Origin of the sequence: Pristimantibacillus sp. PTI5 (genome assembly GCF_048572955.1) — a bacterium.
Taxonomy (GTDB): Bacteria; Bacillota; Bacilli; order Paenibacillales; family Paenibacillaceae; genus Pristimantibacillus.
This window is the reverse complement of the sequence record NZ_CP183886.1, coordinates 5,783,434-5,796,459: the sequence shown is the minus strand read 5'-3', so window position 1 is coordinate 5,796,459 and position 13,026 is coordinate 5,783,434. Positions and strand designations below refer to the sequence as shown.

Below are 13,026 nucleotides of genomic sequence, written 5' to 3'. Positions count from 1 at the left end.
CGTCTCGGTATTTGCTTGCAAGGGTCTCGACCACCTTTAGCTTTAATTATTTTATTGCTTGGTCTAATACTATCGCAAAGCAAATACACCAACTATTAATAATCCGACATTCAGCTTTTGAGTTTCCGACATGACGGAAAGAGTAAAAAAAATGGCCGTCAGAGGCGTTGAATCCTCTAACGGCGCCGTTTTATTGTGATAGACAACAGCCTCTGCGGTAATCCTGGGGTGTCATCGAAACTTCTTTTTTAAACAGCGTGGAGAAATATGAAAAGTTGGAGAAACCAACCGTAAGCGCTATGTTACTGATGGTCGTATCCGTCATGGACAGCAGCTCCTTCGCCAGATTGATCCGCTCCCTCAAAATATAGTCGGATATTGATAGCCCCGTTTCTTTCTTAAACAATTTAACGATATAATCCGGGCTTAACCCTATATAGTCTGCGATGTACTGTCTTGAAAGCTCCTCGTCGATGTGAAGCGCGATATACCGTTTGATCTTCTCTACGACGGTTTCATTCGAATCCAGTCCCTGAATGTGAACGAGCGCTTTCTCTAATACATCCCTCACCCAATCCTGAAGATCCTTCACGCTGCGTGTCGCAGACAGAATCCGCTCTGGAAGCAAATGGTCCGAGAAAATTTCATCCGCGCGCAGCCCTTGCTGCTGCAGCGTATGCAGGATCATTTGCAGAAAGCTTTGGTAAAACTGCTGCAGTCCCTTGGTTCCCAAGCACTCGATGCGCTTCCATGAATCCAAAAATTGCTGCGACTCGTCGTGCAGCTTTTTCTTGTTCCCCTGCTTGATGAGCTCTGACCATACATTCATGGGCGGCAGCGGGATTTGGGATTCTTTCTTCATCCGCTCATCGATGAAGATCACGCGGTCCACGCAATTCACTTGGTTTTTTTTGAACGCCATTAAGTCTTCGACCATATTCCGTACGCCATGCGCCTGTACCGGCTTGCCGATCATGCAGGAGAGATGGCAATACAAATAATGATTGCATACCTCGATAAAAGCCTTACAGCGATCTTTAATTTCCTTAAAAAAATAATCGCACCCTTCAGCAGGCAACTGGTCCTTCGTGAAAACAATCAGCAGATGGTCCGGATTAATTCTTACGATCTGTGCGGTCTTGTCTTGTTGAATAACGACCTCTTCCAGGGCGTTGCGCAGCGCGTACTCCATAATTTGCGAATCCCGTGCCGTTAGTGATTTTTCCCAATGCTGAATGCTGATAACGACTGGTAAAAACCTCATGTCCCTGCCATACGGAAGCTTCTGCTTTCCGATGACCTCCATCATTTTATCCAAATTCGAGGGAATCGCTTGACTGAGCACATCCTGCCAAAAACGCTCGTTCTCCCTCGTAGCCGATTCCTTTTCCTTTCTGATCTTCTCGATGAGCTTCGTCATCACCAGCTTCAATTCGTCATGGGGAACCGGCTTAAGCAGATATTCGAAGCTGCCCAGCTGAAGCGCTTTCTTGGCATATTGAAAGTCGGCGTGACAGGTCAGGAAGACGCACTCCGTTTGCGGATACTGCTCACGTACCCACTCAAAGAGCTCAAGTCCGTTTCCCTGCGGCATTTCGATATCGCAAATCATCATATCGAACGGCTGGTTATCGAATTCTTCCTTGGCTTGCCGGAGGTTGTGGGCTATGGATACGTTTACTATGCCCAGCTTTTGCCAATCGACGCTCGATTTAATGCCATTCGCGATAACGGCCTCATCATCAACAATTAATAATCGGTACATTCTCTCTACCTCATTTCTCTCGATAAAGGCAAGATCATTTCCACAACAGCTCCATTTTCGTTAGAAAAAGCAATGCCAGCCTTATCTCCGTACAACAAACGCAATCTGCGCCTCACATTCCAGATTCCGATATGCTCGCCTTCTTCATTCATCAGGTTCGTCTCCTGATGGAGCTTCTGCAGCACATCCTCCGAGAAGCCTCGGCCTGTGTCGTGAATTCGGATGAGCATCCTATCTTCAGGAATGCTATCGTTTCTCCCGATCTCTATAGCGATATGAGTGGGATCATCCGTATTAATCGCATGTTTGATGGTATTTTCCGCAAAGCTTTGGATGATTAACGGCGGAATGTAACAATCTCGCAGCTCATCCTCGGCGGAAATCGCGTAAGTCAAGCTTCCGGGAAATCGAAAATTTTGGATTTTCAAATAATTTTCGGTATGGCTTAGCTCGTCCTGCAGCAGAACATAATCCGTCTGGCTGCGAAACATAAATCGGAAGTAGCGGATCAGAGAGAAGGAGAGTTCCTGAATTAATCCGTATTTCTTCTCCTGGGCCAAGTAATATACGATATTTAAGCTGTTCAGAAAAAAATGAGGGTTTATCTGAAGCTGAAGCTGCTTAAGCTCTGCTTTCTGGTTAATCAATTGTTCCTCGTAAACGTCAATTTTCAACTGCTGAATGTCACAAACCATGCTGTTGAACGTCTCGTTCATCATCTCGAATTCATTGGAAGCCGGTTTATTCGGTATTCTTGCCTCCATATAGCCCTCTCTGATTTTGCGCATGGCTACGACGATCCGGTTGATTGGCAATAAAACGACTCTGCGCAGAAAATAAACGGAAACCACCAGGATCAGGATCGTTCCCGTTGCAATAAGCAAAATGATCCTCTGCAAATAAGGAAGCTTTTCTAATATGTTCTGGTCGGGAACGACGGCTACCAGTCCGAATTCACCAATGCCAGACTCCTCGCCAATTACGAGATATTGGTCTTCAGCGCCGCTCAACCGGTAGGTATGGGGTGTGTAGGATAAATCGATTTCATGTTCTTTAAAGAAGGCCGCGTCCTGGAGGGGGGCATTATTTCCGTCCACCAGCAGCGATCTGCCTTCGGTGCCCAGATCAAGAAGATCAAGCGGGCCCATCACATCATCCGCGTTAACGCCCGCACCTATGTACAAGTTGCCGGCTTTAATAATATGTAAAAGATAATTCTGCCCGTCCATAGGCAGGACGGTCCATGTATCGTATGGATAGTTCTTCATGGATTGTTCATCACCCAGCAGCCCGGAAATGTCTTCCTTGACGGTATCATTATTCGTATAAACGGAGCCCGTCAGCTTTGGCGCGAACAACAAATCCTTATTCAAAGGAGAATATACGAAGAAATAATCCAATGCCTTGTAATAGGTGGCATTGTCTCTCAGCTCCGTAAAAAGCCAAATCCGTTCCAGATTGTACAAATCATCATCGACCTCGGGCAGACGGTCGAGTATATATAAGCCGGTTTCTTCCGCGGCGAATTTGAGTAAGTAATTGTCGATATCCAGCAGCGTAGTATCGATTAAACCCATGTATAGATTTAGCATGTTGCCGTTGGATTGCGCCACTTGGTTACGCACGACATCCATCGAATAATAGTTGTTATAAATTAGAAATGATACCATCGGCAGCATGATGAGCATAAGTCCTGCTACCAGCTTAAAGCGGAGTGAGTTAAATAACGAACGATTGAATAACTTCAAGTGCCCGAATGCCTCCTTATGCCAGACAAATAAACAATGAGCATTATACCACGATTAGCTGGAGACCGCTCCTTAAAAGATAAGCGATTTCCCATACGAGTGCAGAAAAACCTTTCCAAGTGCTGGAAAGGCCTGCTTTTCTATTCCCTATCGACGGATCCTGCGAGGAGTCTATTCGAATTCTACGACCTTGCCCTTTTCCGCCGAGGTATAAATAGCTTCTAAAATCTGCGTGACAACCAAGGCTTGCTCCGGTTTAACGAGCGGCTCTGTATCATTTAGGATGCTTTCAAGCCACTGCCTTGCCTCCTTCAACCCATCTTCCTCTGCTCCTGGACCGAAATAGGCGATCCCGCCGCTTATGGAAGGCTTCGTTTCTACGAGCTGGCCATGCTTGGTGCTGTTAAAGATGACATCGCTTTTGCCAAAAACCGAGCTTGCTCTCATTTCTGCTCCGCCTTCCGTTCCGCAAAGCGTAGTCATGGCTTCCCTTGCGTCGGTCGTATTTAGCGCCCATGCCGATTCCAAGAAAATCGTAGCGCCATTTTCCATTTTAATAAATCCGAACGCGGAGTCTTCCACATGATATTTTTCCGGATCCCAAGGGCCCATCATATTGCCTTCGAACCTATCGGACATTTTGTAAAATACGGAACCCGACACCGATTTCGGCTTATAGTTGTCCATAAACCATAAGGCTAAATCGAGCGCATGCGTGCCCAAATCAATTAAAGGTCCGCCGCCCTGCTGCTCTTTGTCAAGGAATACGCCCCATGTAGGAACGCCCCTTCTGCGAACCGCATGCGCCTTGGAAAGATAGATGTCACCCAATTGGCCTTCGCGGCAAGCTTTATGCAGCACCTGGGAATCGTTCCTGAACCTGTTTTGGTAACCAATCGTCAGCTTCTTACCCGTACGGTTTGCGGCATCCACCATTTTTTTAGCTTCTATGGAATTGATCGCCATCGGCTTTTCACACATGACATGCTTGCCTGCCTCGAGCGCATCTACCGTTATGTAGGAATGCTGAAGGTTTGGGGTCAGTACATGGACCACATCGATGGATTCATCTTTTAACAATTCCTTGTAATCGGTGTATACCTTCGCGTTATCACTGCCAAAATTTTTGGCCGCTTTTTGAGCGCTCTCTTCTATGACATCACAGAAGGCAACCATTTCGCCCAAATGAGTGAGCTTGGCTAGCGACGGCATATGCTTTTGGTTGGCAATGCCTCCGCATCCGATAATTCCGATCTTCAATTTTCCGTTGTTCATGTTAAACTCTCCTCCTTATGGTCTAAACATATTTCTGAAGCACGATTAAATCATTGCGGATGCTGCCAATCTTGTCTTCCGACTCTCCCTCGTTCTCGACAAGCGCATAACGGATATGTCCCATTGCGCGGATCTGCTCGTAGGCCGCGGCGAAATCAAAGATACCCGTTCCGAGATCAACGAAATCACCGGGCCCAATATATTTCCGGTAGACCTCAAAGGGTTCAAGAGCCTCGTCGCCGCCTTGCTGCATCGCTTCCATAATGTTAAGCTGGCCCGCAAGATTTTTGCTTAAATCCTTCTGATGAACGATATCGCAGCGATCTCCAAGCTTCTCCAGAACGGCAATCGGATCTATGCCTGCGCGCATCACCCACGCCAGATCAATTTCGAATTTCACATAGGATGGATCCGTATTTTGCAAAAGAAGGTCGAACAGCGTTTGATCGCCGATTTTTTTGAATTCATGGGCATGGTTGTGCAGATAAAACTGAAAGCCGCCCTCTTTCATTTTCTTCCCGACGCTGTTCATCTGTTCGGCGGTACGCAGCGTGTCCTCACGGTCTTTGATCCATACGGAAGGGAGTACGATGTTTTCGCACTCGAGACCTGCATAATACTTCATAATGGTATCCCAATCATGGGAAATCAGTTCTTGCCCCGGGGCCGTGCCCTCGTGGACAGAAACCGCCTTCAGGCCAAGCTCTTTGAATTTATCCCTAGCCGATTCCATTGGAATCTCGTCGATGTAACGCGTAAAGGTCTTCATGTTAAATCCGACAAGTTCAATATTCACGTACCCTGCATCGGCGACCTTCTCCAGCGTGCCAAAGTAATCCTCGCCTAGTTCCCTGTACACAGAAAAAATATTAATGCCCGTTGCGATCGTCATTCGAATACATACCCCCGTCAACATTTAATTTTCTGCACTTCTTGAGCTGTCGTTCTTATTTAATATGATAGAGGAACACAGCCTTTTTAACTTTCACGTATCCGTCATTCCTCTATTGAATTTCCGCACTTTTTTTCTTTTTTCAGCTTTCAGCTTAAGGAACTTTGTAGGCGCCATTCTATTTAAAATGACATCACAAAAAAACCTCCCCGCGACTATGCTCGCATCGGGGAGGTTAACCTTTATAAAAAACTCCTTTTCCTGCTGCTCCGTTAACTCAATTGCCTTGTATGGTACGCTTCAATGCATTGATGTACCCTAGATGCATGGCCTCATGAAAAACAAAAAAGTTCAACACCTCACCAATGGAATCAAGCTCATAACCTTCATATAAGGACAATTTAAGAGGGGTTTCCAGCTTTTCGTCTAAGCGATCCGAAAAAATTTCCTGCATCGCTTGTTTTTGCTCTTCCAGCTGTGATAATAATTCCTGTAAGGACGGAGCTTCAATTGTCCAATTTTTCGGAGTAGTACCGGTTAAAAATAATGGTTTGTAATGGGGCGGAAGTTTTGCCGTTAATTTTGCAATGACAAAGCTTCGATCAGCAGAAGTAAGAATATGGCCTATATTCCATCTTATCGTATTATTAAATCCGTTAGGCATAACATCGGCATCTGTTTCTGAAATATCACGAATCGATTTCAATAGGGTTTCTCTAGTCATATTAAATTGTTTCATAATATTGGTCTTAAACATCCGAATCCGCTCCCTCAGCCATGATTTATTTTAACTTTCACTCCCTTTGTTTTTCATCTAAATTTTACCAAATACTTACTCCATAAGTAAATCATTTTTACGATATGGAAAAGTCTTTTCAGGTGATATTCTCTATGCCAATCCTATTCTTTGAACGGATTATTCTCTTACAGTTTAAAAGCACGGTATTCAACTCTATCCGATCGACGGGCTTAAGCAAATAATCCAAAACTCGGTATCGAAGTGCTTCCGCCGCGTAATGATAATCAGTAGAGGCGCTGACGACAATCGTCCTTATTTGAGGATAGCGTTCATACAGGGTTTGCAGCAGCCCAGCTCCGCATGTGCCTGCCATCTGTATATCTGTAATAACGACATGCGGATGCAGCTCCTCCGTTTGGCGAAGCGCATCTTGTCCGTCCCCTGCTTCCCCGACTAGCTCCATTCCAAGCTTTTCCCATTGAACAAACGTTTTAATGATATCTCTTGCCCTGCTTTCACCATCCACAATCAATACTTTAATCATGAAATTCACCTCGGATATTTCTATAAAGACCTTTGTTTCAATGTTCGGTTTACTTTCTCTGAACTGATCAGCATGAAAAGAATAAAGGCCAGTGCGGATACCGGGAACAACGAAATGCTTGCATAAGAAGCGATGAGACCAAAAAGAGGGGGCAGCAGCGTAGTGCCTGTGTAGGCAACTGCCATTTGATAGCCCATCAATTTAGCAGAGTTTTCTTTTCCGAACCGTTCCGGCGTTTCATGAAGCAGACCCGGATAGATAGGTGCAAGCCCTAAGCCGATAAGAATGAATCCAATGAGAGTGAATATGTCCGGCAATGGCAGCAATAGTATAAGACCGCCCGTAAGCGCAACGAGCTGGCCGAGCAGAATAAGTACGCGATTGTTCATTTTAAGCGTTATGAATCCGGTTATGAGCCTTCCCACCGTAATTCCGCCGTAGTACAAAGATATCCAACTTGCAGCGGTTTCTGCAGATATATTTTTCGAGCCGACCAAGTAGCTAGCCCCCCATAAACCGACCGTTGCTTCAACGCCGCAGTAAAATAAAAAGGCAATGAGCGACGGCTTAACGCCTTTTATGCGGAGCAGATTGGTATGCCTCATCGTTTCGGTTTGCGTTACCATGTTTTGGCTGAGCGGTTCGGCTTTTCCGGCTGATTCGGAAGACTGTTTTAGGGAGGCTACTCGTTTCCATAATGGAAGCGTCGCAAGCAAGACGATTACGAGACCAAATTGGATCATCGCGACCTGCAGATAGCCCTGTCTCCATGAGTTTTGATTCGCAATAAAGTAGGACATAATCAGCGGTCCCATGGTCGCTCCTACACCCCAGAAACAATGCAGCCAGCTCATATGATGGGCTTTATAGTGTATGGCTACATAGTTATTGAGCCCTGCATCGACAGCTCCTCCTCCAAGTCCGAGAGGGATGGCCAAAATCAGAAGCCACAACAATGAAGGAGAAAATGAAAAGCCCAGCAATGCCTCGGCCGTCAAGATACAGCTGATTAAAGTCACCTTGCCTGTTCCGAACTTCTCAATAATGGCGCCGCTGAACAAGCTGGATAGTATGGTTCCGGCTGATACAATCATGGATAGCAATCCCGCCGATTCGAACGATGCCCCGATTTCAGTATGCATGACCGGCCATGCGGCGCCAAGCAGCGAGTCAGGAATCCCTAAGCTGATAAACGCAAGATAAATGATGATTAAAAACCATGTTGCCATAAGTAAACTCCTTTAAATGTAAAATAACTCTGTCTGCCTATCCAAGAGTGATCCTTTTCGTTATAGGCCACTTAACTAGAAATTCAGAGCTGACGGGTTTAGCTCCTGTAAGGCTAACCATTTCATGCCCTCTTCGAAATCCTTGATAAACGTATGGGATACGCTAATTTCAGGGAGCGATGGAAGGTTATATTTTGCTATAAAATTTTCCCATGCCTGAAGCAAGGCGCTTTCTTCTAAATTTTCGCGATAAATCACGATTTGATCCGGCGCAAGTACAGCATGGAGCGTTTGCATAACTTTACAAACGATCTCTATGAATTCTTCTGTGGATAACCTTTTTTTCCAGTCGATATCCATGGGAAGAAATTTGATTTCTCCCGCCATGCCGTTTTTCCCTTTTACAATTTTTCCATCCAGAAAAATGCCTAACCCCGGCGGAGATTTCTCGGGAAAATAAACACCTAATACGATCTGATTCTCGCTTAACTGTTCTTTGAAGCAATAACCGCTAACGGCAGCATTCACGTCATTCTCCAAAATCACAGGCAAACTAAATTTGGACTGTACCTCTGCCAACAGGCTGATGCCTTGCAGCTCTTCATGGCTGGTCACTGCAATTTTGTCATTTATGGCCTGTCCGGGAATTCCGATGCCGATCGATTTAATGGAAGGGAACAAGGAAAGAATACGATCGATCATTTCTAAGAAACGATGAAGATCGAACACTTGGATCACATGTTCTTCTCTCATTAAAATGTCCTCGCGTAAATTAACCACTGATGCGAAAATGACGTCGCTGCCTTGTTTTTCATTCAAATGTATAGCTAGCGCGAGACTGAAATCATAATTGAACCGATAAGTTAAAGCCGGTCTCCCTCCGTTCGAGGGAACTGATTTATCTTCTAACAGTTCTCCAAAATCTAGCAGTTCTTTCACAAGCGAGTTGATGGTTACGACGCTAAGCCCCGTCATTGCAGCAAGTTGGGGCTTTGTTGCTATTCCTACCTGCTTCAACACACGACGCAGATTATTCATGTTTATTTCTTTCATTAAATTTGCATTGCCTTTTTCCACCATGGCCCTCCTTATTAAAGTCATTTAATAAATACACTTTATAAACATACTTTATTTATATCCCGATCCTCCATCGATGTCAAGATGCGTCATTAAAATGAGATAAGATGTGAACGCATTTGCTGCACACGTAATGGATTGAAAATAAAAAAACCTCCCCACAGTCAAACATGACTGTAGAAAGGCGAATCATTAATAAAATATCTTTTCATCCCGCTTTTCCTTAAGTATTTCGACCGCTTCCCGGAACCGCAGCGAATGCACGATTTCCCGCTCCCGAAGGAACTTTAAGCTGTCCTGCAAGTCCACGTCGTCCGTCAAATCGATCAGCCATTGATAAGTCGCACGCGCTTTCTCTTCCGCAGCGATGTCCTCGTACAAATCCGCGATCGGATCGCCCTTCGCTTGGATATAGGCAGCCGTCCACGGCACACCGGACGCATTCTGATAAAATAAGGCGCTGTCATGAGCGACAAAATGATCGCCTAAGCCCGCTTTCCTTAACTGCTCCGGCGTCGCGTCCTTGGTTAGCTTGTAGATCATGGTGGCGATCATCTCGAGATGCGCAAACTCCTCTGTGCCAATATCCGTAAGCAATCCAATGACTTTATCCGGAATCGAGTAACGCTGGTTCAAATAACGAAGCGCCGCTGCGAGCTCCCCATCGGCACCCCCATATTGTTCCATTAAAAACTTAGCCATTAAAGGATCGCATTTGCTGACGCGAACCGGATATTGCAGCTTTTTCTCATATACCCACATCTACGGCACCTCCTCCAAAATAAGAGCTATCCAGCCGTGCCATTTAAACCTGCCAAGGCCAGGGCGCATCATTCCAACACCACGGCGTGCTGGAGAGACTCTGTCCGAAATTTCTCAAAGGCCCGTACTGTGACTCATAACGGTGGGCAATTTGCTGCCTGAGCTGCGCATATTGGTTGTATTGCTGTATGGCATTCGAATCCATCGGATGCGTATCCAAATATAAATTCAGCTCGACTAATACAAAATCAACAGCCTGCAATTCATGCAGCAGCTTGTAATATTCCTCATTCAATACGATGGACACCTTTAATCACCTTCTTCCGCTTTAACGTTTTTAGTTTCGTAAGGACTATATAGCTGCGGCCAAAGGGTACCGTATTTTAATGCTTCGAAGGGGGTGAATTGTGGAAGATTCGGCGGCTGGAACGGGATAAACAATTGCGGCGGCGTGCTGTAGCTTTTTATGCGAATCGGCGGACATGGATCTAACGGACTAACGAAGGTCTTATAGTATCGCACCTGTTCGTTCACGATGATGTCTCCTCTCACCTCGTTAAATGCTTCAAAACATCATATGTATAAATACTTGTATTTAATTCCTGCAACAAATACAGACAGACTGTTAGGTGAATAAAAATTGAATTCCTTTATATCCAAAGTGTATGCCAAAAATGACAAGGGATAAACCTGATAAGATAGAGATGGATTTAAGCACGCGGTCAGTTAACCATTTTCGGGCATAGCTAGCTATTCCGGCCATGGTTACATCCCAAATTAAAATACCGGAAATAATTGCGCAGCTATAAATAATTAAATGTTTCAAATCATATTTAGTGGCGGTATCCGCAAGCACGGAACCATAAATGCCAAGCCAAAACAAAATACTCATTGGGTTTGACAGCGCCAATAAAAAGCCGGACAAAAAAGCTTTCATATAGGTTTCTTCTTTTTGCTTTCTAAACTCCGATACTGGAATTCGACTGCTCTTCAGACTTTCAATACCCGTGTAAATCAGGATGAAACTACCGAATAACCATAAAAACACTTGCACGAACGGTATCTTAACCAAATGGACGCTCCCCATAAAGACGACAAGCATATAAATAATATCCGCAATCAAAGCGCCAAGTCCCAGAAGCCAGGCATGCCAAAACCCCCGTCTAATTCCCGCATTTAATTGGGCAGCATTTATTGGCCCAATCGGTGCAGATAAAGATAAACCCAAAAACACATAACCAAACAATAGGTTCATTCCTGTACACTCCCTATAAATAAGCTTGTACTATTCTATTGTTCAATCATGCTTGCCATTCCTCTCTCCTCCAGTTGCGTCGCATTTTTTGCTATTCGTCCATGTGATTTCGGAAATCAAATTACAAATGTATAAATATAAAGGTTAGAGATAATATAAGCTAGCCAGTGTCAGATGGGTTTTAACGAACATAGCGGGAGAGGTTTAACTTGAAAACAAAAGAAAAACCTATGCAATGGTGGCAGCTTTCCTTAATGGGCGTTGCATGTACGATTGGTACAGGTTATTTTTTGGGAACGGGCGTTGGAATAAGCATAGGCGGACCTGCAATCATACCTGCCTTTATTATTGCCGCCATCGGCACTTTTGTCGTTTTTGATCTTTTAGCGCGCATGACCGCCTCGGATCCAAAAGAGGGATCTTTTTGCGCATACGCCGCTGAAGCCTTTGGGCGATGGGCCGGTTTCAGCAGCGGTTGGGTTTATCTTTCCTCTGAGCTGTTAATCATGGGGAGCCAAATGGCAGCCTTATCTCTCTTTACCCGTTTATGGTTTCCGGGTGTTCCCATTTGGATTTTTGCAGCCGTATACGGCGTATTTGGTATCGGGGTTATTTTAATCGGAACAAAAGGTTTCGAACGCGCAGAGCATTTGTTTGCCGTTCTAAAGTTAGCCGCTATTGTCGCTTTTCTGTTGATTGCAATAAGCGCGCTTATCGGATGGTTCGGAGATGGCAAGTATGCGCCCAAATGGCCTGTTCCTATTTTCCCTACGGGATTGCGAGGGGCTTGGTCGTGTTTGATCTATGCGTTCTATTCGTTTGGCGGGATTGAAATCATGGGACTTATGGCATTACGACTTAAAAATGCTAAGGAAGCGCCAAAAGCAGGCAGACTTATGATCGGCCTGCTGGCGTTTTTATACATGGCATCTCTATTGCTTGCGCTAAGCTTGACGCCCTGGCATGCGATCAGCGCCATTGAAAGCCCGTTTGTTTTCTCTCTAAAAGGGTATGGCATAGCTTTTGTACCTCATTTATTCAATGCGGTATTTATCATCGCCGGCTTCTCGACCATGATTGCTTCCCTTTTTGCCGTTACAACCATATTAGTCACGCTTGCGAAAAATAAAGATGCGCCGCCCATATTCGCCATGCTCGGCAAAAACAAAAAAAAGACGCCTTATTATGCGATTGGCATGACCACTTTGGCTTCATTCGGTTCGATTCTCTTGGCATTGTTAATGCCCGATAAAATCTATGAGTACATGACGACGGCTGCCGGCTTAATGCTGCTGTACAATTGGATGTTCATTCTGGTCACATCCAATAAATTATTAACCCAAACGGTTTGGGGCCGAATAAAATGCTGGACCGGCATAAGTCTTGTACTCTTAGCAGTCATTGGCACGTTATTTCACCATAAAAGCCGGCCTGGTTTCTTTATCAGCCTAAGCTTTCTTGCATTGATTTTTTGCGTAACATGGATCATGAATAGGAAATGGAAGAAAGACAAACCGGATAGAATGATTCCTAAAGAACGGACTAGGAGTTAAAAGCAATTAATCGAATTTCACGGAAAGGCTCCTAACCTCTAGGGGCCTTTTTCATATTCGCTTGTTTTGAATCATATGTTTGGTCTTATGGGTGCATTTAAAGGAGGAAAATTAATGGAAGATCAAGCCCTATATCAATGAGCTTGAAGAATATATCAAAATACTGAATGCATTATATGAAGGAAAA

Annotated in this window: 13 protein-coding genes; 1 reads left to right on the top strand and 12 read right to left on the bottom strand. The window is 44.8% G+C overall.

The features are described from left to right. Nucleotides 1–190: 190 nt before the first annotated feature. The 12 genes from ACN6MW_RS25565 to ACN6MW_RS25510 form a co-directional block, all read right to left on the bottom strand. Nucleotides 191–1,765 (bottom strand): response regulator transcription factor, encoded by a 1,575-nt coding sequence (locus ACN6MW_RS25565; RefSeq protein ID WP_419872671.1) that lies wholly within the window; start codon nt 1,763–1,765, stop codon nt 191–193. A 5-nt stretch (nt 1,766–1,770) separates the two neighbouring features. Then, nucleotides 1,771–3,513, bottom strand: a complete 1,743-nt coding sequence (locus tag ACN6MW_RS25560; protein WP_419872670.1) for a sensor histidine kinase — start codon at nt 3,511–3,513, stop codon at nt 1,771–1,773. Nucleotides 3,514–3,684: 171 nt separating this feature from the next. Then, on the bottom strand, nt 3,685–4,788 hold the full coding sequence (locus ACN6MW_RS25555) for a Gfo/Idh/MocA family protein (protein ID WP_419872669.1): 1,104 nt from the start codon (nt 4,786–4,788) through the stop codon (nt 3,685–3,687). Nucleotides 4,789–4,810: 22 nt separating this feature from the next. Next, nucleotides 4,811–5,680, bottom strand: a complete 870-nt coding sequence (locus tag ACN6MW_RS25550) for a sugar phosphate isomerase/epimerase family protein (RefSeq protein ID WP_419872668.1) — start codon at nt 5,678–5,680, stop codon at nt 4,811–4,813. Between the two features lie 277 nt (nt 5,681–5,957). Continuing rightward, entirely contained in the window at nt 5,958–6,437 is a 480-nt protein-coding gene (locus tag ACN6MW_RS25545; protein ID WP_419872667.1) for a DinB family protein, read from the bottom strand. Between the two features lie 118 nt (nt 6,438–6,555). Then, nucleotides 6,556–6,963, bottom strand: coding sequence for a response regulator (locus tag ACN6MW_RS25540; protein WP_419872666.1), 408 nt, complete (start codon nt 6,961–6,963; stop codon nt 6,556–6,558). 20 nt (nt 6,964–6,983) lie between these two features. Continuing rightward, nucleotides 6,984–8,192, bottom strand: a complete 1,209-nt coding sequence (locus tag ACN6MW_RS25535; protein ID WP_419872665.1) for an MFS transporter — start codon at nt 8,190–8,192, stop codon at nt 6,984–6,986. Nucleotides 8,193–8,267: 75 nt separating this feature from the next. Then, entirely contained in the window at nt 8,268–9,272 is a 1,005-nt protein-coding gene (locus ACN6MW_RS25530; protein ID WP_419872664.1) for an ROK family protein, read from the bottom strand. A 189-nt stretch (nt 9,273–9,461) separates the two neighbouring features. After that, nucleotides 9,462–10,031, bottom strand: coding sequence for a manganese catalase family protein (locus ACN6MW_RS25525; protein WP_419872663.1), 570 nt, complete (start codon nt 10,029–10,031; stop codon nt 9,462–9,464). 43 nt (nt 10,032–10,074) lie between these two features. Continuing rightward, nucleotides 10,075–10,338, bottom strand: coding sequence for a spore coat protein CotJB (locus ACN6MW_RS25520; RefSeq protein WP_419872662.1), 264 nt, complete (start codon nt 10,336–10,338; stop codon nt 10,075–10,077). A 2-nt stretch (nt 10,339–10,340) separates the two neighbouring features. Further along, nucleotides 10,341–10,565: a spore coat associated protein CotJA gene (locus ACN6MW_RS25515; RefSeq protein ID WP_419872661.1), complete on the bottom strand. Its 225-nt coding sequence runs from the start codon at nt 10,563–10,565 to the stop codon at nt 10,341–10,343. A gap of 91 nt (nt 10,566–10,656) precedes the next feature. Next, complete coding sequence (locus ACN6MW_RS25510) at nt 10,657–11,286, bottom strand: LysE family translocator (RefSeq protein WP_419872660.1); 630 nt, start codon at nt 11,284–11,286, stop codon at nt 10,657–10,659. A gap of 230 nt (nt 11,287–11,516) precedes the next feature. Between ACN6MW_RS25510 and ACN6MW_RS25505 the strand changes: the two genes are divergently transcribed. After that, nucleotides 11,517–12,839 carry an amino acid permease gene (locus tag ACN6MW_RS25505; RefSeq protein WP_419876445.1) on the top strand — a complete coding sequence of 441 codons (1,323 nt, stop codon included), beginning with the start codon at nt 11,517–11,519 and terminating at the stop codon, nt 12,837–12,839. Nucleotides 12,840–13,026 lie beyond the last annotated feature (187 nt).

Coding starts and splice junctions, on each gene's coding strand:
- ACN6MW_RS25525 (WP_419872663.1), bottom strand. CDS start 10,031: ATGTGGGTATATGAGAAAAAGCTGCAATATCCGGTTCGCGTCAGCAAA.
- ACN6MW_RS25505 (WP_419876445.1), top strand. CDS start 11,517: ATGCAATGGTGGCAGCTTTCCTTAATGGGCGTTGCATGTACGATTGGT.
- ACN6MW_RS25545 (WP_419872667.1), bottom strand. CDS start 6,437: ATGTTTAAGACCAATATTATGAAACAATTTAATATGACTAGAGAAACC.
- ACN6MW_RS25535 (WP_419872665.1), bottom strand. CDS start 8,192: ATGGCAACATGGTTTTTAATCATCATTTATCTTGCGTTTATCAGCTTA.
- ACN6MW_RS25510 (WP_419872660.1), bottom strand. CDS start 11,286: ATGAACCTATTGTTTGGTTATGTGTTTTTGGGTTTATCTTTATCTGCA.
- ACN6MW_RS25555 (WP_419872669.1), bottom strand. CDS start 4,788: ATGAACAACGGAAAATTGAAGATCGGAATTATCGGATGCGGAGGCATT.
- ACN6MW_RS25530 (WP_419872664.1), bottom strand. CDS start 9,272: ATGGTGGAAAAAGGCAATGCAAATTTAATGAAAGAAATAAACATGAAT.
- ACN6MW_RS25550 (WP_419872668.1), bottom strand. CDS start 5,680: ATGACGATCGCAACGGGCATTAATATTTTTTCTGTGTACAGGGAACTA.
- ACN6MW_RS25540 (WP_419872666.1), bottom strand. CDS start 6,963: ATGATTAAAGTATTGATTGTGGATGGTGAAAGCAGGGCAAGAGATATC.
- ACN6MW_RS25565 (WP_419872671.1), bottom strand. CDS start 1,765: ATGTACCGATTATTAATTGTTGATGATGAGGCCGTTATCGCGAATGGC.